At 42.9% G+C, this 23,684-nt stretch carries 25 protein-coding genes, 4 tRNA genes and 2 pseudogenes; 25 read left to right on the top strand and 6 right to left on the bottom strand.

Annotated features, from left to right (window positions below; translation table 11 throughout):
* The first annotated feature begins 8 nt into the window (after positions 1 to 8).
* The 14 genes from rpsH to AC0VYT_RS12575 all read left to right on the top strand — a co-directional run bounded on the left by rpsH (position 9) and on the right by AC0VYT_RS12575 (position 8,542).
* Positions 9 to 404, top strand: coding sequence for a 30S ribosomal protein S8 (gene rpsH, locus AC0VYT_RS12640; RefSeq protein ID WP_005018351.1), 396 nt, complete (start codon positions 9 to 11; stop codon positions 402 to 404).
* A gap of 13 nt (positions 405 to 417) precedes the next feature.
* Positions 418 to 951, top strand: coding sequence for a 50S ribosomal protein L6 (rplF, locus tag AC0VYT_RS12635; protein ID WP_005018353.1), 534 nt, complete (start codon positions 418 to 420; stop codon positions 949 to 951).
* 14 nt (positions 952 to 965) lie between these two features.
* Positions 966 to 1,316, top strand: a complete 351-nt coding sequence (gene rplR, locus AC0VYT_RS12630; RefSeq protein WP_005018355.1) for a 50S ribosomal protein L18 — start codon at positions 966 to 968, stop codon at positions 1,314 to 1,316.
* Positions 1,317 to 1,318: 2 nt separating this feature from the next.
* Positions 1,319 to 1,816, top strand: coding sequence for a 30S ribosomal protein S5 (gene rpsE, locus AC0VYT_RS12625; protein ID WP_005018357.1), 498 nt, complete (start codon positions 1,319 to 1,321; stop codon positions 1,814 to 1,816).
* A 6-nt stretch (positions 1,817 to 1,822) separates the two neighbouring features.
* Complete coding sequence (gene rpmD, locus AC0VYT_RS12620) at positions 1,823 to 1,999, top strand: 50S ribosomal protein L30 (RefSeq protein ID WP_005012961.1); 177 nt, start codon at positions 1,823 to 1,825, stop codon at positions 1,997 to 1,999.
* Positions 2,000 to 2,002: 3 nt separating this feature from the next.
* Entirely contained in the window at positions 2,003 to 2,443 is a 441-nt protein-coding gene (gene rplO / locus AC0VYT_RS12615; protein WP_005018359.1) for a 50S ribosomal protein L15, read from the top strand.
* Positions 2,444 to 2,488: 45 nt separating this feature from the next.
* A complete protein-coding gene (gene secY / locus AC0VYT_RS12610; protein WP_171053907.1) occupies positions 2,489 to 3,808 on the top strand; it encodes a preprotein translocase subunit SecY in 1,320 nt (439 codons plus the stop codon).
* Between the two features lie 20 nt (positions 3,809 to 3,828).
* Positions 3,829 to 3,945 (top strand): 50S ribosomal protein L36, encoded by a 117-nt coding sequence (gene rpmJ, locus AC0VYT_RS12605; protein WP_000867907.1) that lies wholly within the window; start codon positions 3,829 to 3,831, stop codon positions 3,943 to 3,945.
* Between the two features lie 106 nt (positions 3,946 to 4,051).
* A complete protein-coding gene (rpsM, locus tag AC0VYT_RS12600; RefSeq protein ID WP_005018362.1) occupies positions 4,052 to 4,408 on the top strand; it encodes a 30S ribosomal protein S13 in 357 nt (118 codons plus the stop codon).
* A 19-nt stretch (positions 4,409 to 4,427) separates the two neighbouring features.
* Positions 4,428 to 4,814, top strand: a complete 387-nt coding sequence (gene rpsK, locus AC0VYT_RS12595) for a 30S ribosomal protein S11 (protein ID WP_001040166.1) — start codon at positions 4,428 to 4,430, stop codon at positions 4,812 to 4,814.
* A 12-nt stretch (positions 4,815 to 4,826) separates the two neighbouring features.
* Positions 4,827 to 5,450, top strand: coding sequence for a 30S ribosomal protein S4 (gene rpsD, locus AC0VYT_RS12590; RefSeq protein ID WP_005018363.1), 624 nt, complete (start codon positions 4,827 to 4,829; stop codon positions 5,448 to 5,450).
* 17 nt (positions 5,451 to 5,467) lie between these two features.
* Entirely contained in the window at positions 5,468 to 6,475 is a 1,008-nt protein-coding gene (locus AC0VYT_RS12585) for a DNA-directed RNA polymerase subunit alpha (RefSeq protein WP_005018365.1), read from the top strand.
* Positions 6,476 to 6,493: 18 nt separating this feature from the next.
* A complete protein-coding gene (gene rplQ / locus AC0VYT_RS12580) occupies positions 6,494 to 6,871 on the top strand; it encodes a 50S ribosomal protein L17 (RefSeq protein WP_005018373.1) in 378 nt (125 codons plus the stop codon).
* 180 nt (positions 6,872 to 7,051) lie between these two features.
* Positions 7,052 to 8,542 carry a flavin-containing monooxygenase gene (locus AC0VYT_RS12575; protein ID WP_005018375.1) on the top strand — a complete coding sequence of 497 codons (1,491 nt, stop codon included), beginning with the start codon at positions 7,052 to 7,054 and terminating at the stop codon, positions 8,540 to 8,542.
* A gap of 53 nt (positions 8,543 to 8,595) precedes the next feature.
* Here the strand turns inward: AC0VYT_RS12575 and AC0VYT_RS12570 are convergent, their stop codons facing one another.
* Positions 8,596 to 9,768 (bottom strand): acyl-CoA dehydrogenase family protein, encoded by a 1,173-nt coding sequence (locus AC0VYT_RS12570; RefSeq protein WP_005018376.1) that lies wholly within the window; start codon positions 9,766 to 9,768, stop codon positions 8,596 to 8,598.
* A 183-nt stretch (positions 9,769 to 9,951) separates the two neighbouring features.
* Between AC0VYT_RS12570 and AC0VYT_RS12565 the strand changes: the two genes are divergently transcribed.
* The 6 genes and pseudogenes from AC0VYT_RS12565 to AC0VYT_RS12540 all read left to right on the top strand — a co-directional run.
* Complete coding sequence (locus AC0VYT_RS12565; protein WP_005018377.1) at positions 9,952 to 10,209, top strand: FAD assembly factor SdhE; 258 nt, start codon at positions 9,952 to 9,954, stop codon at positions 10,207 to 10,209.
* A complete protein-coding gene (locus AC0VYT_RS12560; RefSeq protein WP_005018378.1) occupies positions 10,202 to 10,588 on the top strand; it encodes a hypothetical protein in 387 nt (128 codons plus the stop codon). The genes AC0VYT_RS12565 and AC0VYT_RS12560 overlap by 8 nt, the downstream gene beginning before the upstream one ends.
* 478 nt (positions 10,589 to 11,066) lie before the next feature.
* Positions 11,067 to 12,182, top strand: a complete 1,116-nt coding sequence (locus AC0VYT_RS12555; protein ID WP_005018381.1) for a hypothetical protein — start codon at positions 11,067 to 11,069, stop codon at positions 12,180 to 12,182.
* Between the two features lie 77 nt (positions 12,183 to 12,259).
* On the top strand, positions 12,260 to 12,853 hold the full coding sequence (gene rrtA / locus AC0VYT_RS12550) for a rhombosortase (RefSeq protein WP_005018383.1): 594 nt from the start codon (positions 12,260 to 12,262) through the stop codon (positions 12,851 to 12,853).
* Between the two features lie 158 nt (positions 12,854 to 13,011).
* A pseudogene (locus AC0VYT_RS12545) lies at positions 13,012 to 14,566 on the top strand (TRAP transporter large permease subunit); the annotation flags it as partial.
* A gap of 152 nt (positions 14,567 to 14,718) precedes the next feature.
* Positions 14,719 to 15,291, top strand: a pseudogene (locus AC0VYT_RS12540) (TRAP transporter large permease subunit); the annotation flags it as partial.
* A gap of 66 nt (positions 15,292 to 15,357) precedes the next feature.
* Here the strand turns inward: AC0VYT_RS12540 and AC0VYT_RS12535 are convergent.
* The 4 genes from AC0VYT_RS12535 to rnr form a co-directional block, all read right to left on the bottom strand.
* On the bottom strand, positions 15,358 to 15,789 hold the full coding sequence (locus tag AC0VYT_RS12535) for a hypothetical protein (protein ID WP_005018387.1): 432 nt from the start codon (positions 15,787 to 15,789) through the stop codon (positions 15,358 to 15,360).
* A 9-nt stretch (positions 15,790 to 15,798) separates the two neighbouring features.
* Complete coding sequence (locus AC0VYT_RS12530; protein WP_005018388.1) at positions 15,799 to 16,014, bottom strand: YheV family putative zinc ribbon protein; 216 nt, start codon at positions 16,012 to 16,014, stop codon at positions 15,799 to 15,801.
* A gap of 36 nt (positions 16,015 to 16,050) precedes the next feature.
* Positions 16,051 to 18,090 carry a M3 family metallopeptidase gene (locus tag AC0VYT_RS12525; protein WP_005018390.1) on the bottom strand — a complete coding sequence of 680 codons (2,040 nt, stop codon included), beginning with the start codon at positions 18,088 to 18,090 and terminating at the stop codon, positions 16,051 to 16,053.
* A 210-nt stretch (positions 18,091 to 18,300) separates the two neighbouring features.
* Complete coding sequence (gene rnr / locus AC0VYT_RS12520; protein ID WP_174498813.1) at positions 18,301 to 20,709, bottom strand: ribonuclease R; 2,409 nt, start codon at positions 20,707 to 20,709, stop codon at positions 18,301 to 18,303.
* 267 nt (positions 20,710 to 20,976) lie between these two features.
* On the opposite strand from rnr, the gene AC0VYT_RS12515 reads away from it, so the two are divergent.
* The 4 genes from AC0VYT_RS12515 to AC0VYT_RS12500 all read left to right on the top strand — a co-directional run bounded on the left by AC0VYT_RS12515 (position 20,977) and on the right by AC0VYT_RS12500 (position 21,619).
* Positions 20,977 to 21,066 (top strand) — tRNA-Ser (locus tag AC0VYT_RS12515).
* A 14-nt stretch (positions 21,067 to 21,080) separates the two neighbouring features.
* A tRNA-Arg gene (locus AC0VYT_RS12510) sits at positions 21,081 to 21,157 on the top strand.
* Between the two features lie 74 nt (positions 21,158 to 21,231).
* Positions 21,232 to 21,308, top strand: a tRNA-Arg gene (locus AC0VYT_RS12505).
* A 234-nt stretch (positions 21,309 to 21,542) separates the two neighbouring features.
* Positions 21,543 to 21,619 (top strand) — tRNA-Arg (locus tag AC0VYT_RS12500).
* A gap of 77 nt (positions 21,620 to 21,696) precedes the next feature.
* On the opposite strand, the gene AC0VYT_RS12495 is transcribed toward AC0VYT_RS12500, so the two are convergent.
* Positions 21,697 to 23,004 (bottom strand): hypothetical protein, encoded by a 1,308-nt coding sequence (locus AC0VYT_RS12495; RefSeq protein ID WP_005018393.1) that lies wholly within the window; start codon positions 23,002 to 23,004, stop codon positions 21,697 to 21,699.
* 154 nt (positions 23,005 to 23,158) lie between these two features.
* On the opposite strand from AC0VYT_RS12495, the gene AC0VYT_RS12490 reads away from it, so the two are divergent.
* Positions 23,159 to 23,656, top strand: coding sequence for a YcxB family protein (locus tag AC0VYT_RS12490; RefSeq protein WP_005018395.1), 498 nt, complete (start codon positions 23,159 to 23,161; stop codon positions 23,654 to 23,656).
* Positions 23,657 to 23,684 lie beyond the last annotated feature (28 nt).

The following is a 23,684-nucleotide window of genomic DNA, read 5'->3' as shown; positions in this document are numbered from 1 at the left end:
CGACTATAATGAGTATGCAAGATACCGTTGCCGACATGCTAACACGTGTTCGTAACGCACAAATGGCTAAGAAACAAACCGTTTCTATGCCGAATTCTAAGTTGAAAGTTGCGATTGCTAACGTACTTCAACAAGAAGGTTATATTTCAAATGTGGAAGTTGCTGATGTTGAAGGCAAACCTACTTTGACTATCACTTTAAAGTATTTTGAAGGCAAGCCAGTTATCGAAACTGTGAAACGCGTAAGCCGTCCAGGTCTTCGCCAGTATCGCGGTAAAGATAAACTTCCAAGCGTTAAGCAAGGTTTGGGTATTGCAATTGTTTCTACAAGCAAAGGCCTCATGACTGATCGCGCTGCACGTGCTGCAGGTATCGGTGGTGAAGTTATTGCTTTTGTTTCTTAATAGGTGATTCCTCATGTCTCGTGTGGCTAAAGCCCCAGTAACTGTACCTAACGGTGTTACAGTTACTCAGAACGGCCGGCAGGTCGAAGTGAAAGGCACAAAAGGTAACTTGTCTTTCAACCTGCATGCGCTGGTCGAGCTAAAACAGGAAGAAGGTCAGCTTCATATTGCTCCAGTTAAAGAGTCGAAAGACGCTTGGATGCAAGCTGGTACTGCTCGCGCTGTGTTAAATAACCTTGTAAAAGGTGTTAACGAAGGCTTCGAACGCAAGTTGCAACTGATCGGTGTTGGTTATAAAGCTGCGGTTAAAGGTGACGTTGTCAACCTGAACCTTGGTTATTCTCACCCAATCGATTATTCCCTTCCTGAAGGCGTAACTGCAGAAACTCCTACTGCAACTGAAATCGTACTTAAATCTGCGAATAAACAGTTGTTAGGTCAGGTAGCTGCTGACATCCGTTCATATCGTCAACCTGAGCCGTATAAAGGTAAAGGTGTTCGTTATTCGGATGAAGTTGTACTTCGTAAAGAAGCTAAGAAGAAATAAGGCGCGAGGTTCTGATGAACGAAAAGAAACAATCCCGTTTGCGTCGTGCGAAAAGCACACGCTTGCACATTCGTGCATTGGGTGCGACTCGTTTGTGTGTAAACCGCACTCCGCGTCACATCTATGCTCAAGTTATCTCAGCAGATGGTGGCAAAGTTTTAGCGCAAGCTTCTACTTTAGATGCCTCTCTGCGTAGTGGTACTACCGGTAATGTTGAAGCAGCTACTAAAGTGGGTGCTTTAATCGCGGAACGAGCTAAAGCAGCTGGCGTTACTAAAGTTGCATTTGACCGTTCTGGTTTTAAATATCATGGTCGTATCAAAGCCTTGGCTGATGCTGCCCGTGAAGGCGGCTTGGAGTTCTAATCATGGCGAAAGTTGAACAAAACGAAGGTCTCGTTGAAAAGCTGGTTGCCGTTGATCGTGTAGCCAAGGTTGTTAAGGGTGGTCGTATCTTCTCTTTCACAGCATTAACTGTTGTGGGTGATGGTAATGGTCGTGTAGGTTTTGGTCGTGGTAAAGCACGTGAAGTTCCAGCTGCTATCTCTAAAGCACTTGAAGCTGCTCGTCGCAACATGATCACTATCGAACTTAACGATGGTACTCTGCAACACCCAGTTCGTGCTCGTCATGGCGCAAGCCGTGTATTTATGCAACCTGCATCAGAAGGTACTGGCGTAATTGCTGGTGGTTCTATGCGTGCTGTTCTTGAAGCAGCAGGCGTGCGTAATGTATTGACGAAATGCTATGGTTCTACTAACGCTGCAAACGTCGTAAATGCAACCTTTAACGGTTTGCGTGACATGACTACTCCTGAGAAAGTTGCTGCGAAACGTGGTCTATCAGTAGAACAAATTCAAGGGTAATCAGTCATGAAAACGATTAAAGTTACCCAGACTAAATCTTCATCGCACCGCTTGAAAAATCACAAGCTGAGCCTGAAAGGTTTAGGTCTGCGTCGTATTGGTCATACTGTAGAAGTGCAAGATACGCCTTCTAACCGTGGTATGATCAACCAAGTCTACTATATGGTTAGTGTAGAGGAATAAGCCATGACTCTGCGTTTAAATGAACTTGCACCTGCAGAAGGTGCTAAACGTGAAAACCGTCGTCTGGGCCGTGGTATCGGTTCTGGCGTTGGTAAGACCGGTGGCCGTGGTGTCAAGGGTCAAAAATCACGTAAGAGCGGTGGTGTACGTCCAGGTTTCGAAGGTGGTCAAACTGCACTTTACCGTCGTTTGCCTAAATTCGGCTTCACTAGCCAAATCGCTTTAAAAACTGCTGAAGTACGTTTGTCTGAACTTGCTAAAGTTGAAGGTGATATTGTTTCACTTGAAACTTTAAAAGCAGCGAATGTAGTACGTAAAGATATGTTGCGTGCTCGTGTCGTACTTTCTGGTGAAATTACTCGTGCTTTCACTGTACAAGGTGTTGCATTGACTGCCGGCGCTAAAGCAGCTATTGAAGCTGCTGGTGGCAAAGTCGAGGAGTAATCGCTAGTGTCTATGTCTCCTGGTTCTTCAAGTCATGTTAACATGATGAAAGGTCAACCTTTTCATGTGAAATACCGTGAAATTATTCGTCGAATGATGTTTCTGATCGGCGCATTGTTGGTCTTTCGGCTAGGAGCGCATATTCCAGTACCAGGCATTAATAATGCTGCGCTCGAAAACCTATTTAATGCAAACCAAGGTACGATCCTTGGTTTGTTTAATATGTTTTCAGGTGGGGCATTAGAGCGAATGTCTATCCTTGCGCTTGGAATCATGCCCTACATTTCTGCTTCGATTATTGTGCAGTTGATGTCAACCGTGATTCCAAGTCTTGAAGCCTTGAAAAAAGAAGGCGAGCAAGGTAAGCGTAAGATTAATCAGTACACACGGCAAGGTACACTGTTGCTGGCTTTAGTGCAAGCAACCGGCATGTGTGCCGGCTTGATTGGGCAGGGGATTACCCTAACTTCAGGTTTGGCTTTTTATGTACCGGCTGTAACCTCTCTGGTTGCAGGGACCATGTTTTTGATGTGGCTTGGAGAACAGATTACCGAACGTGGTGTTGGTAATGGTATTTCCATGATTATTTTTGCAGGTATTGTAGCAGGTTTACCTAATCTGATTATGCAATCGCTTTCATCTGTAGATAGCGGCCAGACCAGCCTGATTGGCTTGGTCATTTTTGGCTTGTTATCACTTGGGGTGCTGGCCGCAATTGTATTTATCGAAAAGGCCCAACGCCGCATATCAGTAAACTATGCACAAAAACAGCAGGGCCGTCGTGTATTTACTGCTCAGCAAACCCACTTGCCATTAAAAATTAATATGGCAGGCGTTATTCCGGCAATTTTTGCCAGCTCTTTGCTGCTGTTTCCAGCAAGCTTGGGCCAGTGGGTAGGGAGTGCTGATCCAAATGCAGGGATGATCAAACGTGGTCTTCAAGACTTGGCTCTTGTATTATCGCCTGGACAGCCTTTGTATTTGGTGCTCTTTGGTGCGTTAATTATCTTTTTCTGCTATTTTTATACGGCACTTGTTTTTAGTCCAAAAGAAGTATCAGAAAACTTAAAACGCAGCGGAGCTTACGTGCCTGGTATTCGCCCAGGTGAGCAAACTGCTCGTTATTTAGATCATATTCTCAATCGTCTGACCTTCATCGGTGCGATGTATATTACAGTGATCTGCTTGATGCCGATGGTATTGCAAAGTTCATTTGGTATTCCGTTTTATTTAGGCGGAACCTCCCTGCTCATCGTGGTAGTGGTTGTTATGGACTTTATGGCCCAGCTTCAGGCTCATCTGACTTCGCATCAGTATGACAACCAGAGTTTAATGAGAAAAACGACTGCTCATCCTAAAGGATAAGCGCACTTAGAGGTTTCATCATGAAAGTACAAGCTTCTGTAAAGAAAATTTGTGGTAGCTGTAAAGTTATCCGTCGTAATGGGGTTATCCGCGTGATTTGCAGCGCTGAACCTCGTCATAAGCAGCGTCAAGGTTAATCTGATCAAGACCTGTTGATTTCAGTAGGCTAATTAGGTTAATATCCGCCCCTCAAGATTTTTGTGGGGCGGTTGATTATCTCTACTGCCTTTTTGGAGAAAGTGAATGGCTCGTATTGCCGGTGTAAACATTCCGGATAACAAGCATGCTGTTATCTCCCTCACGTATATCTTTGGTATCGGTCGCCACACTGCTAAGAATATCTTAGCTGCTGCAGGCATCACACCGACTGTCAAGATCCGTGAATTGGATGATGCTCAGCTTGATGCGATTCGTGCAGAAGTTGCCAAGGTTCCAACCGAAGGTGATTTACGTCGCGAAATTTCCATGAACATTAAACGTTTAATGGATTTAGGCTGCTACCGTGGTCTTCGTCATCGTCGTAGCTTGCCTGTCCGCGGTCAACGCACCAAAACTAACGCACGTACCCGTAAAGGTCCGCGCAAACCGATTAAAAAGTAAGATTTCTGGAAGCTAAAAGATGGCTAAAGATACTCGCACACGCAAGAAGGTCACTCGTACCGTCTCTGAAGGTGTTGCACACATTCACGCGTCTTTTAATAACACCATTGTGACTATTACCGATCGTCAAGGTAATGCACTGGCTTGGGCCACTTCAGGTGGACAAGGCTTCCGTGGATCACGTAAATCAACTCCGTTTGCTGCTCAGGTAGCTGCTGAAGTTGCTGGTAAAGCAGCTTTGGATTACGGTTTGAAAAACCTGGACGTCCTTGTAAAAGGTCCTGGTCCTGGTCGTGAGTCTGCGGTTCGTGCATTAGGTGCAGTGGGTTATAAGATTAATAGCATTACCGATGTGACGCCAATCCCTCACAACGGTTGTCGCCCACCTAAAAAACGTCGCGTGTAAGGAGAAACATTCATGGCTCGTTATATTGGTCCAAAATGCAAACTCTCTCGCCGCGAAGGGACAGACCTGCAACTTAAATCTGGCGTTAAACCTTTTGACGTCAAAACTAAAAAACATGCTAAAGCGCCTGGCCAACATGGGCAATCTCGCGCTAAGCAATCTGAGTACTCACTACAATTACGTGAAAAACAAAAAGTACGTCGTATGTACGGTGTGTTAGAGCGTCAATTTAGTAATTACTATAAAGAAGCTGCTCGTGTTAAGGGTGCAACTGGTGAGAACCTGTTGAAGCTGCTTGAAAGCCGCCTTGATAACGTTGTTTATCGCATGGGTTTTGGTTCTACACGTGCAGAAGCTCGTCAGCTTGTAAGTCACCGTAGCATTACTTTAAATGGCCGTCGTGTAAACATTGCTTCTATTCAAGTAAAAGCTGGTGATGTTATTGCGGTTCATGAAGGTGCTAAACAACAATTACGTATTAAAAGCGCAATTGAATTAGCTGCTCAACGTGGAATTCCAGCTTGGATTGAAGTTGATCATTCTAAGTTTGAAGGTACGTTTAAAGCTGCGCCGGATCGTTCTGATTTACCTGCTGAAATCAACGAAAGCTTGATTGTAGAATTGTATTCTAAATAATCCTTGAGGTAGCAATAATGACGCGTACTGCAAACGAGTTTCTAACTCCGCAAGCGATCAAGGTCGAAGCGGTAAGCGGGACCTCGGCAAAAGTGATTCTGGAACCTTTAGAGCGTGGCTTTGGTCATACTCTAGGTAATGCTTTACGTCGCATTCTATTGTCTTCTTTGCCTGGCGCTGCTGTGGTTGAAGTAGAGATAGAAGGTGTCGAGCACGAGTACAGTACTTTAGAAGGCTTGCAGCAGGACATCGTCGAGCTCTTGCTGAACCTAAAAGGATTGTCTATTAAGCTGTTCGATCAAAACGAAGCTTACTTAACATTAGAAAAACAAGGTCCAGGCGATATTACTGCTGCTGACCTGCGTTTACCTCATAATGTTGAGGTGGTTAACCCAGAGCATTTGATTGGTACACTAAGTGCTTCAGGCTCAATTAAAATGCGCTTGAAGGTTGCTCAAGGTCGTGGTTATGAGACTTCTGACTCACGTTTCCCGGAAGGTGAAACCCGTCCAGTCGGTCGTTTACAGTTAGATGCTTCTTATAGCCCGATTCAACGTGTGTCTTACACAGTGGAAAACGCTCGTGTAGAACAACGTACTGACCTTGACAAGCTAATCATTGATCTTGAAACCAACGGTACTGTTGATCCTGAAGAAGCAATCCGCAAAGCGGCAACAATCTTGCAACAGCAAATTGCAATTTTTGTTGATCTTCAGAAAGATCAGGCACCTGTGGCTCAAGAACCTCGCGAAGAAGTTGACCCAATTTTGCTTCGTCCAGTGGATGATCTAGAGCTAACTGTTCGTTCTGCTAACTGTTTGAAGGCAGAAAATATTTACTACATTGGTGATCTTGTTCAACGTACTGAGGTTGAGTTACTTAAAACTCCAAACCTAGGTAAAAAATCGTTGACTGAGATTAAAGATGTTTTGGCATCGAAAGGTTTACAACTCGGCATGCGTTTAGAGAACTGGCCACCGGCTAGTCTGCGTATGGACGATCGTTTTGCCTATCGTAGCCGTTAATTAAGTAGGACTATCACCATGCGTCATCGTAATAGTGGTGTGAAATTAGGCCGTACAAGCAGTCATCGTAAAGCGATGTTCCAAAACTTGGCTAATTCTTTGTTCGAACACGAGTTGATTAAAACAACTGTGCCTAAAGCAAAAGAGTTACGTCGTGTTGCTGAGCCTTTAATCACTTTAGCTAAAAACGATACTGTAGCAAACCGTCGTTTAGCGTTTGCTCGTACTCGTTCAGCAGCAACTGTTGGTAAGTTATTTACCGTTCTTGGCCCTCGTTACAAAGAACGTAACGGCGGTTATCTACGTGTTCTTAAAGCTGGTTTCCGTGCAGGTGATGCTGCACCGATGGCTTATGTAGAGCTTGTAGATCGCGAAGTTCAAGCTTCTGCAGAATAATTTTTATTATTCAAAAAAGGGCCGGTTTTTAACCGGCCTTTTTTTATTGATTGTCTGACCAAATGTAAAATTGTCCTCAACTGATAAGAAAAATAGATAAATTGCATAAACTTGACATTGCCTATTGTCAATTTTGTGTTTTAATAAAATAATCGTGTTCAACAAGGTTATAACAATAAAATGGATAAACACATTGATGTTCTAATTGTAGGAGCTGGTATTTCAGGCTTGGGCCTGGCTGCGCATCTTTCTAAAAACTGCCCCCAGCGCTCATTTGAAATTGTAGAAAGACGTGAAGGAATCGGGGGAACTTGGGATTTATTCCGCTATCCAGGTATCCGCTCCGATTCGGATATGTCGACTTTTGGTTATAATTTCAAACCATGGCGTAAGGCCAAAATTCTGGCAGATGGTGCCTCAATATGCCAGTATTTACATGAGGTTGTGGATGAATTTCACCTAGACAGAAAAATTCATTTTAAACACCGGGTAATTTCTGCGAATTATGATACGGCCCTTAAACTCTGGATAGTGGAAATCGAAGACCAGCAAGGTCAGAACCAGACTTGGTACGCTAATTTTCTACTCGGCTGTACCGGTTACTATAATTATGATGAAGGCTTTATGCCTGAGTACCCTGGACAAGACCAGTTTAAAGGTACTTTGGTGCATCCTCAGCATTGGCCAGAAAAGCTGGACTATACTGGCAAGCGAGTCATTGTGATAGGTAGCGGTGCAACAGCTATTACTCTCGTACCCTCTATGGTGAAAGGGGGGGCGGCTCATGTAACTATGCTACAGCGTTCGCCTACCTATATTGCTTCAATTCCTTCTATTGATTTTGTTTATCAAAAAATGCGTGGTTCTCTTTCGGAAGAGATGGCTTATAAACTGACGCGTGCACGTAATATTGGTATGCAGCGTGCAGTCTATGCACTCTCACAGAAACAACCTAAACTGGTACGTAAGCTCCTTTTAAAATCGATCGAATTGCAGCTTAAAGGTAAAGTGGATATGAAACACTTTACTCCAAGCTATAACCCATGGGATCAACGCCTTTGTGTCGTGCCCGATGGTGACCTGTTTAAAGCTTTGCGTGAAGGTCATGCCAGTGTCGAGACCGACCATATTGAAAAATTTACTGAAACAGGAATCCAGTTAAAGTCAGGCAAGCATCTGGAAGCAGATATTATTATCTCTGCAACTGGTTTGCAGATCCAGATTATGGGTGGAATACATGGAACTGTAGATGGTCAACCGATAGATACCTCAGAACATATGCTATACAACGGTATTCTGATCAGTGACGTACCTAATATGGCAATGATTATTGGTTATATTAATGCTTCTTGGACATTAAAAGTCGATGTTGCAGCAGAGTATATCTGTCGACTACTTAATTATATGGATAAGCATCATTATGATGAAGTGATAGCGCCTACCGATCATAGTGAGATTGAACAGGATACTGTGATGGGTAGCCTGTCCGCAGGATATATCCGTCGCGCTGCCGACGTAATTCCAAAGCAGGGGAAACATGCACCCTGGCAAGTGACTAATAACTATCTGGCTGATCGTAAAGCCCTGAAACAGGCTAGCTTTGAAGATGGAATCTTGCAATTTACTAAGCGTGATAAACAGCTAGAACGTAAACCTAAACTGGTTTCATAATCCCAATTAAAAAGGAGCTTTAAAGCTCCTTTTTTAGTATTAGAATTTAGATTTTATAATGTTCTGGAAATTAACTCTTTCATGATTTCATTGGTACCGGCATAAATTCGGTTAGCGCGGTGATCAATATAGGCACGTGCGATTGGATACTCCAGCATATAGCCATAACCACCATGCAGCTGTAAACATTCATCCACGACTTTTGAATACATATCAGAAAGCTTGTATTTAGCTGCTGCTGCTGCATCAATACCTAATTGTGCCTCAAGCTGCAATTGCATACAGCGGTCCAGGTAGGTACGGCCGATGTCAATTTCTGTACGCAGTTCAGCGAGCTTAAATCGTGTATTTTGGAAAGTTGCTATCGGTTTACTGAAAGCTTTGCGTTCTTTTGTATATTGTACCGTATGCGCAAATGCAGCTTCAGCACCAGCTTGGCAAATGATTGCTACTAGCATACGTTCCCATGCCAGCTCTTTCATGAGCATCATAAAGCCCATACCTTCCATGCCCAGCAGATTTTCTTTAGGTACCCGGACATTATCAAAAAATAGCTCACAAGTATCTTGGCCTTTCATACCAATCTTATTGAGCGGTTTACCTTTGCTAAAACCTGGACGGCCAGCCTCTACCATAATCAGAGACAGGTTTGCTGAACCTTTATCACTGTTCCCGGTTTTACAGACTACAATTGCCATATCGCAAAGATAACCATTGGTAATGAATATTTTCGAACCATTGATGACATATTCATCCCCATCCAGTATCGCCGAGGTACGTACTGCCTGAAGATCAGAACCAGTACCCGGTTCAGTCATGGCAATAGCAGTTACTACTTCGCCGGTAGCCATTTGTGGCAGCCAGTACTGTTTCTGTTTTTCATTACCAAAATTATTAATATAATTCGCTACAATATCAGAATGCAGAGAAAAACCGGTCGCTGAGTCACCCGCATAGGCCTGTTCTTCAATCAAAATCATACTATAAAGCCGGTCTACACCAGCGCCGCCATATTCTTCTGGCATGGTCGGGCAAAGCAGACCCAGAGCTCCAGCTTTATTCCATAAATCACGATCTACATGCTGCTGTTGCTCGTATCGTTCTGTATAAGGGATGACTTCCTTTTCATAAAATTTACGTACAGTCTCACGAAATGCATCATGATCAGAATTAAACAGATTTCTAGGTAACATGGGTGCAAGCGGACGAATAGCAGCAGATTGCATTTTTTGTTTTATCCTTGTGTGATATTTTCTTTTAAACCTAAACAGCCCGGCTTTTTTGTACAATAGGCCAAATGCTCAATCACCATCAAAAAATTGATGGTTTTCGCCATTTTATGGAAAAGCTGCAAATTTTAAGAGTGGATCAGTTAAACTATTCTGAAATTATTCACTTGGGGATAGAAAATGTCTGAAGAAATGACTTTGGAAGAACGTAAAGTAATTTACCGTGCACGCCGGGGACTAAAAGAAATTGATGTATATTTTGACCCTTATGTAAAACAATATTATTTACAAGCTGATGCGGAAGAAAAGGCCACCTTCGCCGAGCTCGTCGCACAGGAAGACCCTGATCTTCTAGACTGGTTTATGGAGGTTTCTGAACCCCCACGTCCGGAGATGAAACAGCTAATTATTAAACTTAAACATTATGTCCATGGTTAAGCAGTGTTTTAAGCTGAAACCTAGCCGCATGGCTATTATGGTTCAGCTTTCTTTACTACTCGGTTTGCTGATTTTGTTCTATTCACTACTACCGTTGGGACTATGGCTACTCTGTTCTGTCATTGGTTTGATAAGTTATAGCTTATTTTTAAAAACGCCGCGTCCTGTACGCTTTGAATATCTAGATGCTGAAGAATGGACTCTTCAGTTCTGTAAAGCCAAACACTTAGATCGTGTTGTGATTCGAAAGATAATTGATCATCAACTTTATATTGTAATTTATTTTCAGAAAAATCAGGTTAAACCCTTGGTAATCTGGAGTGATCAATTGTCTCTTGTATACTGGAAAAAATTAAAAATATTAGCCAAGCTGCATTAATAATATTAAGATATTGTTTTAATTTACTTTTTTGTTTATGTAAATTATTTATTAATCCCATTATTAGGTGAGTTGCTGTTTATCGAATAAATTATAAAAATTTTAACTTGTCTGACAATTCTTCATGTCTAGTTGTTAAATATAGGTTAAATTGATTCACAAGTAGTTTTTAATATCTTTAATTTTTAGATAACACTAGATTAAAACGCTGCATCAAATTTAAAAAATTACAAATGAATTTGAATGTAGGGTTTGCACTGAATATGTCCAGTTAATAAGTAGCATGTGCTGAACCGTCGCAATGCTACTTTTTTTTGCCTAAATTTTTTAAATTTCCTGATTCAGGTCATATTTAATCGTACTTTTTACTGGCACAGTTGCAGTGAAAATTAGAGTAATTACTCTTCTCTTCAGATTTTGCATCTGATATGTTGAGCTAACTCATGGATATAACAAAATTAAAAAGAGGACAGGAAGAATGTTAAACGTCCAAAAAATTGGCCAAGGCATGGCACTCGCAGTAATGGCAAGTTCTTTATTTACCGGATGTTCTTATGCAGTAAAGTCTGGGACAAATCTGGCCTTGGGCTTTAGTGAGCGGCACATTGTGCCCCCAATACTGGCTATGAATGATTCGGATATGGTCTGTAATTCTGGTAATGCTTTAACACCTGCAATTATGGCGACTAAAGATATGGGGGGAGATCCTACCCGCATAGCTGTGTTGCTCTACACGGCTTCTGGCATGTGTGCGGAAAATCAGGCACTTGAAGCCGAGTTGCGTTATTTGCGTGCATCAAAAAGTGGTAACGTGACCGAAGCACAGGATGCCCGGATTGAGCAAAAACGCTGGGCTGCAACTGCTGCACAGCGCCAGTATACAGCGTATCAACTATTTGCAGAGCGCTGGGAAGCAAAACATAAAGCTACTCTCGGTGACTCATGTCCGACCATGCGTAGTGACCTAGACCAGACTGTGTATTTGCTGGGAATGATCAGCGGCTTGCAAGCCATGACTAATGATATTAATTCGGGGGGTGAAGCCAATGTACCTAAAGATATCGCTGCAATTGTAGAGCGCGGCATGACTTGTCTGGATAATAACAAGTTCTGGGGCGCTCCGCAGGCGACCCGCGCCGTGATCTGGACTCTGTTGCCTGGTTCAGGTGATGGTAAACCCGACCCGTATCAAACCTTAAAACAATCGGTGCAAATTGGAGAGCAAAAAGGCGTGCGCATGTCACATGCATTATATGCAGTCGCAGCACAGGCATCAGGTGATGATAATAAAATCCGTGATGCATTACGTACCTATCATGCCTCACTTGCTGAAGACAAACCGGTCAATCCGGATTACCGTTTAATCGATACAATGGCAGGAATGATGGTTCGCGGCATTTCTGATCGTTACTGGACTGAGAATACCGGAGTACGTACTGCTGAAGGCGGGATGAGCAGTTTCTGGGATGAGCAGCAATCTGGCAATGAACTAGAGGACCTGTTTGAAGGAGGAGATACAAATGGCGTGGAGGACTCCAGCGATATAGAAGCCGAAGCATCAGATACCCCAAACGAAACTAAACAGGGCAATTAAAAGTTCAGAAAGGGCAGAACATGATGCTAGCATAATCTGGATTTACCTATATTTGAACATGGCGAGTATAAGGGCATATGACTATAAACGACTGGAATTTAATTAAGAAGCTAGTTTTTATAGCAAGCTGTGCCTCAATTTCAGCCTGTTTACAGGTATATGCGGATTATTTTATTTATTGGCGTGATCTTGTATTTAGAGAGCCTTGGCGTTTATGGTCTGCCCACTGGGTTCATGTAGGCTGGATACACTATTTACTGAACATGCTGGCATTCTCTTGTCTGCCTTTTATTTTTCCCCATATTCGTATTCGCAATTTCTTTTTCTTGCTGATTGTTTTGGCTCCACTCATCAGCCTGAGTGTTTATTATATTTTACCCTCAGTTGAAGCCTATGCAGGTCTATCCGGTGTCTTGCATGGTTTATATGTAGCAGGCGCAGTCATCTATAGCCAGTATAAAAGAGAGCGTAAATTTGCATTATTAGTGTTCAGTCTGATACTGGCCAAACTACTTTGGGAAAATACAATAGGTCAGCAGGGAACAGCAGAGCTAATTGGCAGTCCCGTACTGGTTGAAGCTCATCTGCTAGGCGTATTCTGGGGCACTATATTGGCCTTAATTGCTCTGGTATACCGCAGGGGGAAAATTAAAATAGGCACGGCAATTTAGAAAAAGAGCAAGGATCGTATTTAATTACCTTTTACAGTTTCATCATAAATAGCGTAACCGTAGTGTGGATAAGGATATATCCACATTAAAGAAATAAAAAAAGAATTTTATGCCCAAGCATTGCTGAAGCATAAACACAGGATAAAAGTGGAAAGAACATGCAACCAACACAAAAACAAACTGGCTTGGGTCGCCTAAGCTATATCTGGACAGAGTGGATTTCCACTTTTGTTATTCTTGTTTTGTTACTGCTTACACTGGTGATTGGGACCGGTGAAATGATTCATGGCCAACTACTACGGATGGGAGAACGTCTGTATGGCGATCCTGCAAGTGGAATGCAATATTCGTTTTTACGGGCTGAACCAGAAAAGCCAACCTGTGAACGTCATCCTGATATTGATGCACAGGTACAAAAACAGATGCAAGCCAATGCAGCAGATGAGTTCGCTGATATTTTCGGTACCGCTTCAGAGGCTGATGTTAGGGCTTCGATCTTGGCAGGGCAGCAGCTCTGTGAAGAAAAATATCAGTTCCATGATCGGGCAGTTACCTATATTGATGACCACAGTACCCTCAGAACATACCGGGCTGTCGAAACTTCATTTTTCGGAGTTTTTCAATTTGGAACCGAAAACCGTGCGCTAATTCTAGTTATTATGGTGGTATTTGCTGCCATCAGCGCGACTTTAAAAACCCATCATATTGGTTTGCGGAGTCCTGCTACCCGAATTGACTATAAAGTATATTCGGTCTTCATGCTGGCGGCGAATCTGTTACTCACTTCATCTGCTTTAAGCCAATATCATTCAATGATGAATGCCGGAGTTGAAATTGGCCGGGAAATCCAGATTATTTATGGGCTGTGGATTACCCTGTTTGGTATATTAAGCCTGATCAGCTTGTTTTATCTGTTTAAGCCTCCTAAACCGTCACGTGAAGGCGGCAGCTTTGGTCTGGCATTTCTAAGTGTGCCTTTATATGTCTATATGGCAGTAATTACTGGGGTGGCCTTTACTTTCTTCATGGACTATCCGATGGGTCAGGGAATTTATCTCGGACAATTGGTCGAGTTCTCCAGTATCTTCCTAAATCTGGCTTTATTTATCTGGGCAGGGATGCTGTTAAAACAGACCCAGATTGTAGATATGTTCCTGAATATTTTACGTCCATGGAACTTGGCTCCAGAAACTTTGACCTGGTTAATTTTACTGGCTGCTGCTTTGCCTACAGCTTATACCGGTGCATCGGGAATTTTTGTTATTGCAGCCGGCGCGATTATATATAAAGAGGTTTGGCTTTCAGGTGGGCGCCGACAGTTCGCACTGGCCGCAAGCGCCATGTCTGGCTCACTTGGTGTAGTATTACGTCCATGTCTGTTGATTGTAGTGGTCGCTTCACTGAACAAGGAAGTAACGACTGACTTGCTTTATCACTATGGTTTATATGTATTTTTATTGACTTCGACTCTGTTTCTCGTTATTTCACTCTTCTTTGCCGAACGGAAATTTCGGATTGCTGCCCCAAGTGTCGCTTTTCCAAAGTCATTTCGTGCTATAGGCCCGGTACTACCTTATGTACTGATCTTTGTATTGATCTGGCTATTTTACAAATATATCCTGGCAACCGATCTTAATGAATTTACAGCGCCAGTTATGATGCCCGTAATTCTGCTTATGATTGTTCTGTTTGATAAGTTAAGGCAAAGCCCGGAAGTTGTTACTACGGTAGGCTACAATCCTGCTGTAGACCGTTATGCAGTAACAATGGGAGATCCTGCTACGCTGACTACAGTGAACACCGCTATACCTCCGACTGAATACCATCAGGTGGTTACAGCTAACGCAACACAAGGAATGTCTGCTGATCATAGCGTAGCAAGATCAGGTCTGGTAAAAGAACCCCAAGTAGGTTTTAAGCGTGCTTTGCATTTATCTACCAGTGAAACAGTGGGCCATATTGGTGCCTTAGTAATTCTCATGGCACTGTCAGTCAGTGTGGGTGGGTTTCTGGAACGCATTGAGATTATGAGTGCTTTCCCAACCGATATCAGCAATACCTTTTTAGTGCTGGCAATGATTGTTGCTGTCATGGTATTTGTTGGCATGATTATGGACCCATTTGGGGCAGTCATTCTAATCTCAGCTACAATTGCGCCCGTGGCTTATCAATATGGTATCCATCCTGTACATTTCTGGATGATTGCTTTAATTGGTTTTGAACTGGGCTATGTCACGCCACCTGTTGCCTTAAACCATCTCCTTGCCCGTCAATCTATTGGTGATGAAGAGGTAGCAGATGCGGATGCAGAAGTACGCCATAAATCATTTTACTATCGTTATGAGCGGTGGATATTACCAGTTATTGTAATGTTTCCTGCGATGCTAATTATTACTTTCGCACCTTATATTTTTAAGCTATTCGGCTGGTATCAGTAAAATATTGAAACATTAATAAAAAAGCACTCTCGAGTGCTTTTTTTGTGAATATCTTTAGGCAACAGATTAGCTCGAAGGTTGTTGTGCCAGCTGGGCTTCGAGTAATTTAAGCTGTTCTTCTTTAAGCTGAATCAGTTTATCTGCACTGGCATGCTGTTCTTGAAGAAGAGCCTGCTGCTGCTTTAACTGGTCCTGGATATCATCCAGTTTGGCAATTTCTTCTTTAGCCAGTGCTGGAGCCGGATGAACAGGTTCATTTAGGAGCTGATCATCGACCAAGGGAGGACCTTGTTTGGCTTGCTGAGGTTCGGACTGGTCTGAAGGGACAGCATTTATAGGCTTTGATGTACTTTGCTTAACTTCTACCGGCTGTGAGACAGCAGGGGACTGGTCTTGTAGCAACCAGAAATACAGCGCGATCATGACGATGATTGCCGTAATAACGCCGGCAATAAACCATAATAAGTTTGAATTATTTTTTTGCACTGTAACAGACATCTTTACAGCCTACTGTTTCTGACGAGGCTTGAACTGGATTACCCCTACATCATCAGGAAGAGCAACCTCCTGTGGCTGCTCTATATGAGTAGGACGCCGATCTGAATAACCACATTCAATGCATTCAATCCATTCATCATCTTCGGTGGTCAGCATAATAATTTTATCCAGCGCTTCGCATTTTGGACATCTTACTCCTGCGATAAAACGACGTTTAATATTCATTATCCTAACCACACATTGATTAAATAAAGGACTAGTTTAAGCGGTTTTAGGGTGATCCGTCCAACCTTGATGACGTAATAGCGCGTCAATTTTAGGTTCACGTCCACGGAAGTTGACAAAAGCATCTAGTGCCTTATCTTTACCGCCTGCGGCCAGTATGGCTGAACGGAAAGCCTTGCCGGTTTCAGTATTGAAAATACCTTCATTTTCAAAGCGGTCAAATGCATCACTTGCCAGTACTTCAGCCCACTTATAAGAATAATAACCAGCAGCATAACCGCCGGTAAAGATATGACTAAAACTGTGCTGGAAGCGATTATAGGGTACAGCTGGCACCACTGCATATTGTTCGCGAATATCATCCAGAGCCTGCTGAATCTGCGGGCTATTTAATGCTGGCGTCATTTTATGAATAGTAAGGTCAAATAGTGCAAACTCGACCTGACGTAAAGTCTGCATGCCAGACTGGAAAAAACGTGCTGCCAGCAGTGCCTGTAGTAACTGCTCTGGTAAGGCATCTTTAGTTTCAATATGTTCACTTAACAGGTTCAGGCTCTGCTGATCCCAAGTCCAGAATTCCATAAACTGACTAGGTAGCTCGACTGCATCCCATTCCACACCATGTGTACCTGCTACTGAAATATTATCGACTTCGGTGAGCATGTGATGCAGACCATGACCAAATTCATGGAATAGCGTATTGACTTCATCATGAGTGAGCAGGGCAGGTTGTGTTCCGACCGGGGGAGTAAAGTTACAGACCATGTAACATACGGGCTTTTGCAGGTGTTCGGATTGCTGCATGCGTGAACGGAATCCGCTCATCCAGGCTCCGCCGCGTTTACCGCTACGCGCATACAAATCAAAATAGAAACCGCCCAGAACTTCGCCTTGGTCTTCAAGCTCAAAATAATGTACATCGGGATGCCATGTGGCTGCTTCCCGCTCTACAATCTGAATACCATATAAACGTTCTACGATCTGGAATAAACCACGAATGACTTTAGGAGCAGGAAAGTAAGGCTTTAGATCTTCCTGAGACAGATTGAACTGTTGTTGTTTAAGTTTTTCTGAGTAGTAAGCTGTATCCCAAGGTTTAAGCTCATTCACTCCATCTGAGCCGGCTATTGCTTTAAGTTCAGCAATTTCTTTCAGAGCGGGCTTACGGGCATGTTCAGCCAGTTCAACCAGAAATTTATTCACACTGTCTACATCGGGCGCCATCTTGCTAGCCAAGGAGTACTCAGCATAGTTGTTAAAACCTAGCAGTTTTGCCATTTCCTGACGCAGACTCAGAATTTCTTCCATAATCTGGCTATTATCATATTCAAGATGGTCAGACTGCTCTGAAGCGCGTGTAGTATAGGCCTTATACAGTTCTTCACGTAACTCGCGGTCATCGGCATAAGTCATCATTGCCAGATATGCAGGCAGGTCCAGTGTTGCTACAGGCTGTTCCAGTTCACGCTGCTGTCCATACTGTTTTAGCAGCTCGATACTGCTTTGTGGTAAGCCCCTGAGCTGCTCCTGTTCAAGCGGTTTAAAATAGGCCTGCGTAGCATCTAGCACGTGATTGGAAAAATCTGAAGAGAGTTGTGATAAACGTGCAGAAATCTCTGCATAGCGTTTCTTTTCTTCACCTTCTAGAGCAACACCTGAAAGTTTAAAGTCACGTAAGGCCAGTCGAATGGCGCTTTGCTGAGCTTCTGGCAACAGGGAAAAGTCAGGGCTGTCATGTAGAGCCTGATAAGTCTGATACAAGACACTATGCTGACCAAGCTCAGTATAATATTCACTTAAGGCAGGAAGTAAGGCCTGAAAAATCTCGCGTGTTTCGCTATTATTCATCACGGCATTTAAATGCGAGAGTATGCCCCAAGACTCGCTCATATTATTCTCAAGCGTATCTACCTGTTCCAGTATGTGAAGCTGTTGCTGGTGATTTTCTGGGACTTGCTGTAACTGCTTTAAAGAAGCCTGACCATATTCAATCTGCTGTTCAATCTGCTGCTTTAAATGCTCAAGTTTGATCTGGTCAAATTGTGGCAAAGGTAAAGTTGCTTTTTCCAAAGTCATCGTTATACGCCTGATTTTCAAAATACTTGCTACTAGATGTAAGTCTTGTATAAAGGGAAATCAAGACTTGGCAGGAAAATAAGCGTGGGAATCTTGTGGCTGAGCATTAAACTTGCCTTTTAAAAAACATGATTGCAATAAAATTTTTAATAAGGCTAAAAATGAAAAGGCAAGAGATTAGCTCTTGCCATTCACCAAAATAAAGAAGATTTAATCCTGCCGTGATTTGGCATTGGACCTGCGCTTCTTATCCTTTGATTTTTTCTTGGGAGCTTCTTTGCTTACAGAAGCCTTTTCAGCAGATTTTTTTCCTGACTTCTTGGTATAAGAGCTAGGTTTACTGCTTTTATTGCGTTTTTTACGGACAGGTTGCTCACCAGAGTCATCCTTGTTGCGTGCGCCGTGATTTTCTTCCCGCACCTGTGCAACGCGAGGGGCACGGCTACGCACTGCTCGTCCAGCATGAGTAAGTTGCCGAACCAGCTCAAAGTCAATTTTCCGTTCTTCAAGCTGAACACCTGCAACCTTAATTCTGACTTCATCTCCCAAGCCAAAAACCTGGCCACGAGACTGGCCAATCAGACTCTGACTCGGCTGGTCATAGACAAAAAAGTCATCTCCAAGCTGGCTGACATGCAGCATGCCATCAACGTACAGATCTTTCAGGGTAACGAACAGCCCGAATTCAGTTACAGCACTGATTATACCGTCGAATTCTTCACCTAGATGCTGCTGCATATAATGGCATTTTAGCCACATTGTTACACTACGGGAGGCTTCATCGGCACGGCGTTCTGTCTGAGAATAATGCTCACCTGCCTCAGCCAGCTGGTTGCCTGACAGGGCAAACTGTTTATGTTTCAAATGTGCTTTAATTGCGCGGTGTAACAGTAAGTCCGGATAGCGGCGGATTGGCGAGGTAAAATGAGTATAAGCTTCATAAGCCAGACCGTAATGACCGATATTTTCTGGTCCATAATAAGCCTGCATCATAGAACGTAATAACACGGCATGAATACTTGGTGCATCAATCCGGTCTTTTGTTGCTTCAATGACGGCCTGGTAATCAGCCTGAGTTGGCTGCTCCGGGAAATTTAACCCCAGGAGTTTCACATAATCCCGTACTTTCTGGGTACGCGAAAACTCTGGTGCATCATGGACCCGATATAACATTGGAATTTCATTTTTCAATGAATATTCAGCAGCTGCAACGTTAGCCAGCAGCATACATTCTTCAATCAGTTTATGTGCTTCATTACGGCTACGTGGCAAAATTTCCTTAATACCGCCCAGCTCATCAAATGTCATATATGTTTCGACAGTTTCAAATTCCATCGCATGACGTTTTGCACGTAATTCTTTCAGGACCTGATAAAGTTGGAACAGGGTATTAAGTGATTTGCGAACAGTACGATCTTCAGGGACAGCTTGGCTGTCACCGTCCAGATAGGCAGCAACCTGGGTATAGGTCAGACGTGCTTTAGAGTGCATGACTGCCGGATAAAATTCATACTGGGTAACACGGCCGGCACGTGAAACATTTAAATCACAGACCATGCACAAGCGGTCCAGATGCGGATTCAGTGAACAGAGACCATTAGAGAGCGCTTCTGGCAACATCGGCAGGACAAAATGCGGAAAATACACAGAGGTCCCGCGTTCTTCAGCTTCTTCATTCAGTGCTGTGCCCAAACGTACATAGTGACTGACATCAGCGATTGCGACCACCACTCGATAACCACCGCCCGGACGTTTTTCTGCGTATACGGCATCATCAAAATCGCGTGCATCTTCACCGTCAATTGTGACCAGAGCCAGATCACGTAAATCTACCCGGCCCTGACGGTCCTGTTCATCCGGCTCTTTAAAACTGGCTGCTTCCTTTAAAACCTCTTCAGGAAACTCATAAGGCAGCCCATATTCCAAGATGGTTTGTGGAATGATAATTTCAGTATCGGCTTTATCTGCCATTGATTGCACAATATGACCGGTAGAAAACTCTTCCCGAGTCGGATAATCATCAATGGCAACACGCACCATATCACCCAAGTTAATTTTGGCGTGATCGATCAGTTCTTTTTCCAGGGTAATCGGTTGATGCTGGTTTGGCATGGAAGGCTGAATAAAATATTCACCTTCATACATTTTCAGCTGCCCAATAATCTGCTTGACCCGGCGCTGGATTACTTCAGTAATAAAGCCCCAAGCTTTACCCTTGCGGTCAGTACTGGTCTGACGTACCCGTACCCGGTCACCATTAAAGACCAGACGCAGTTCACGTTCTGGTAAATACAAATTATCCTGGCCATCAATCTGTGCGATGCCCATACCTTTTGTATTGATATACACTGTAGCTTCATAAGTAGGCAAGTCAGCAACCAGCTGAAACTTGAATCCATCCTTGACCAGTTGTCCATCACGTACCATTGCAATCAGGCGGTGATTAAGCGCGTCAATACTTTTTTGGTCCTGGATTTCAAAATGCTCAACCAGGTCGGCATGGGATTGCGGCGCCTGTAACTGTTCAATCGTTTTTTGAATCAAAATACGACTTGGAATAGGATTGTCATAACGTTCAGCTTCTGCTTTAGCTTCAGGATCGACCCAATTTTTCATAATTTCGTTTGGCTTGACATCAGAAGATACCTTTAGCATAAGTCATGCCGGCCCGGACTGCACGTAAATGATTGCAATAATGTGTTTTATCTTGAGAATAATCGGAAACTAAGTACCTCAAAAATTATAGAGTGAGCATTTAAAGATCAGAAAACTCTGTAAAACCCGATAAATTGCTTAAAAAATATTTAATTGAACAAAAAAGGCAGAAATTTTTTCAGTCATGGCTTGATGATTGGGAATTAAGTTTGTATTATGGCGGCTCGTTACGGTGAGATGGGTGAGTGGCTGAAACCACGTCCCTGCTAAGGACGCATACGGGCAACTGTATCGAGGGTTCGAATCCCTCTCTCACCGCCAACGATTACCTCAATGCGCTCATAGCTCAGCTGGATAGAGCACTTGGCTACGAACTAAGGGGTCGGGAGTTCGAATCTCTCTGAGCGCACCAATTTATCGGTTTAATTCCTATAAATATTTGAAGTAATTGATTGTAACGACTTGCCGTTAAGGGCACACAAGTACGCGCTCATAGCTCAGCTGGATAGAGCACTTGGCTACGAACTAAGGGGTCGGGAGTTCGAATCTCTCTGAGCGCACCAACTTGAACATTAAACCGCTTTATAGCGGTTTTTTTGTGCCTGAAAATAATAGATTACTACTTTAATAAATTGGCCTTTAGCTACTTTGAAAATATGAAAACTGCTTATAAAAATTTTTGATCAAGAGTTATCTGATTTTCTTCAAAACGCTTACTAACTAGGCATTCAGATAAAAGTTGTTAAAAAAGACTTATAAAAGTCTGAAAAACACGTATAATGCGCAGCATCAAGTACGCGCTCATAGCTCAGCTGGATAGAGCACTTGGCTACGAACTAAGGGGTCGGGAGTTCGAATCTCTCTGAGCGCACCAACTTGATAAACAATAGAAGAAACCGCACATTTGTTGCGGTTTTTTTGTATCTAAAATAACGATAAAATATTTAATAATTATTTCACTCGCTGTTTAATTTTTAAGGCTAATATCGTATTTCCACCTATGGCAGGTAACATATCGTGATAGGGCAGACTACGCATGGCCCGCAGCAGGAAAGGTGCCTGGTCATGAATTTTTACCGCACTGGTAAGCTTTAATACAGTACCCTGACCATACGCATCAAGCTGCATACCGCCTTGTATATACTTTAAGTCCCCACCCACCGCATGAAAAACATTTTGTAGTGAATTCGGGTAGTCAAAGCGCAGTTTAAAATCGAAAGGAATACTGATTACCCCTAAACCAACAGAAACCTGATAATTAGCATCAAGTTTTTGTGGATTAAGCTGCTTGGTCTGTACATTTTTAATCTGACGTGGAAAGAGCAATTTAAAGTTAGGTGCCTGTAGCCAAGGTTTAAGTTGCTCCGGGCTCTGTGCAAAATACTGATAGCTGGTACTAAAACGCATAGCTTCTGTACCCTGCTGATAGGGCACTTGATAGTCCGAAAGAATAAAAGATACAGGTTCTTGAGACTGCTGGCTTAACTGGACAATTTTCTGACGCTGAGCAGTACTGAGCTGGAACTCTGGTAATGTGCCTGCTTTTAGGTTCTGGGTTGTTGATATTTTATAGCGACGTTGCAATGCTTCTAGTAAAAAGGCATTGGTAGCGCCTGGAATACCAAGTTTGGCTTCTGGAATGGCATTCAGGATTTTACCGAATAAAAAACCTTTAGGCTGGTTAAGATCACCCCATTGGGTAATCGTAACTAAAGTTCTCTGGGTGCCTATATCAAACCATTCAATTTTTCCCGCACCGTAAGGAACAGGAGCATCAATTACTAAGGTGGCAATACTATTATTGCTGTATTGATGCTGCATTAATACCTGTTCTTTGAAATTGAGTACCGGAATAGGCGTGGGAATATGAATCTGATATTTGACCTGAGTAATATTGCCTTGTTGAGCTTGGATCTTCGCAGATTTAAGCGTGGGAAATAAACCGGCATAATTACGATAGTGAGTCAGCAGTTTGGCAATATTCTGGCTAGAGGTTGGAACAATTACTGCACCACTATAATATTTTCCTTGTATTTTCTGCTGGGCTTGAAATGTAGGCAGTTGAATATTTTGTTTAGGGTGAGCATAAATAAAAATACGGTCGCCTGTGAGGCCTGCAAGCGTTTGGATGTTACCTTGAAATGGTGAAAGACTGCTGGGTATCTGTTCGGTCCAAGTTATAATTTGGGCTGATACTACAGTACTGGCAGATAGCCAAAACCATACAATGAGATAAAAATATCTGTTGCTATAGAACATGCCAATCCTGTTTATCTATTTTTTATGGGATAAAGGAAAGAATATTAAGGAAAAAGGGCTGTTATCTACTATAACTTCGGACACTAAAAAGATGAGGAAATAACGTATTCTGGTGTAAGATTTAAAACAATTTGAAAGTTTTGATGATGTGCTTATGTCTGAAGTTCAGCCTGCTGTATCTGTGCGCTATAGCCTAAATCTGGAAGAATCCCAAGATGGCTTCTCTTTGGCGACATTTGGCAAAAAACAGCTGACCCGTTTTATCACGCCTCTTGTCAGCACCGCTATTGTGATATGGGGTATTTATTTAGGACCTACTGGCGTTGGCCGTTATTATGTGGCACTTGGCGTATTCTTCCTGATATTACAACTCATCATGCGTTACTGGTTTTTACCGATGATGTTCAAACGTCAGTTTATCAAGTATCAGTTTGGTAAAAGTGAGCAGGGGATTGAGCTGTTTCAGGACTATATTGAACTCTATGCAAATGGTCGTAAGCAAACTTTCCAGTATGCAGAAGTACAGCACTTTGCTATAGGCAAGCTTACTTATATGCTTGAGTTCAAGAACCGGACTGTCATTATTATACCGAAACGGGCTTTTCTGAATGCCCAGCAACAGGCTGTATTTGAAAATACATTCAAGAAATAAATTTTATTGAACTGAAATAGAAAAGGAA

This window comes from Acinetobacter sp. QJM3NY_42, assembly GCF_056173745.1.
The sequence above is the reverse complement of the archived record's forward strand: the minus strand, read 5'-3'. Positions and strand labels throughout refer to the sequence as shown.

Coding starts and splice junctions, on each gene's coding strand:
- AC0VYT_RS12495 (WP_005018393.1), bottom strand. CDS start 23,004: ATGTTCTATAGCAACAGATATTTTTATCTCATTGTATGGTTTTGGCTA.
- AC0VYT_RS12530 (WP_005018388.1), bottom strand. CDS start 16,014: ATGAATATTAAACGTCGTTTTATCGCAGGAGTAAGATGTCCAAAATGC.
- rpmJ (WP_000867907.1), top strand. CDS start 3,829: ATGAAAGTACAAGCTTCTGTAAAGAAAATTTGTGGTAGCTGTAAAGTT.
- AC0VYT_RS12525 (WP_005018390.1), bottom strand. CDS start 18,090: ATGACTTTGGAAAAAGCAACTTTACCTTTGCCACAATTTGACCAGATC.
- AC0VYT_RS12575 (WP_005018375.1), top strand. CDS start 7,052: ATGGATAAACACATTGATGTTCTAATTGTAGGAGCTGGTATTTCAGGC.
- AC0VYT_RS12535 (WP_005018387.1), bottom strand. CDS start 15,789: ATGTCTGTTACAGTGCAAAAAAATAATTCAAACTTATTATGGTTTATT.
- AC0VYT_RS12565 (WP_005018377.1), top strand. CDS start 9,952: ATGTCTGAAGAAATGACTTTGGAAGAACGTAAAGTAATTTACCGTGCA.
- AC0VYT_RS12560 (WP_005018378.1), top strand. CDS start 10,202: ATGGTTAAGCAGTGTTTTAAGCTGAAACCTAGCCGCATGGCTATTATG.
- rpsK (WP_001040166.1), top strand. CDS start 4,428: ATGGCTAAAGATACTCGCACACGCAAGAAGGTCACTCGTACCGTCTCT.
- rplO (WP_005018359.1), top strand. CDS start 2,003: ATGACTCTGCGTTTAAATGAACTTGCACCTGCAGAAGGTGCTAAACGT.
- rrtA (WP_005018383.1), top strand. CDS start 12,260: ATGACTATAAACGACTGGAATTTAATTAAGAAGCTAGTTTTTATAGCA.
- AC0VYT_RS12555 (WP_005018381.1), top strand. CDS start 11,067: ATGTTAAACGTCCAAAAAATTGGCCAAGGCATGGCACTCGCAGTAATG.
- rpsH (WP_005018351.1), top strand. CDS start 9: ATGAGTATGCAAGATACCGTTGCCGACATGCTAACACGTGTTCGTAAC.
- rplQ (WP_005018373.1), top strand. CDS start 6,494: ATGCGTCATCGTAATAGTGGTGTGAAATTAGGCCGTACAAGCAGTCAT.
- rpsM (WP_005018362.1), top strand. CDS start 4,052: ATGGCTCGTATTGCCGGTGTAAACATTCCGGATAACAAGCATGCTGTT.
- AC0VYT_RS12585 (WP_005018365.1), top strand. CDS start 5,468: ATGACGCGTACTGCAAACGAGTTTCTAACTCCGCAAGCGATCAAGGTC.
- rpsD (WP_005018363.1), top strand. CDS start 4,827: ATGGCTCGTTATATTGGTCCAAAATGCAAACTCTCTCGCCGCGAAGGG.
- rplF (WP_005018353.1), top strand. CDS start 418: ATGTCTCGTGTGGCTAAAGCCCCAGTAACTGTACCTAACGGTGTTACA.
- AC0VYT_RS12490 (WP_005018395.1), top strand. CDS start 23,159: ATGTCTGAAGTTCAGCCTGCTGTATCTGTGCGCTATAGCCTAAATCTG.
- secY (WP_171053907.1), top strand. CDS start 2,489: ATGAAAGGTCAACCTTTTCATGTGAAATACCGTGAAATTATTCGTCGA.
- rpmD (WP_005012961.1), top strand. CDS start 1,823: ATGAAAACGATTAAAGTTACCCAGACTAAATCTTCATCGCACCGCTTG.
- rplR (WP_005018355.1), top strand. CDS start 966: ATGAACGAAAAGAAACAATCCCGTTTGCGTCGTGCGAAAAGCACACGC.
- AC0VYT_RS12570 (WP_005018376.1), bottom strand. CDS start 9,768: ATGCAATCTGCTGCTATTCGTCCGCTTGCACCCATGTTACCTAGAAAT.
- rpsE (WP_005018357.1), top strand. CDS start 1,319: ATGGCGAAAGTTGAACAAAACGAAGGTCTCGTTGAAAAGCTGGTTGCC.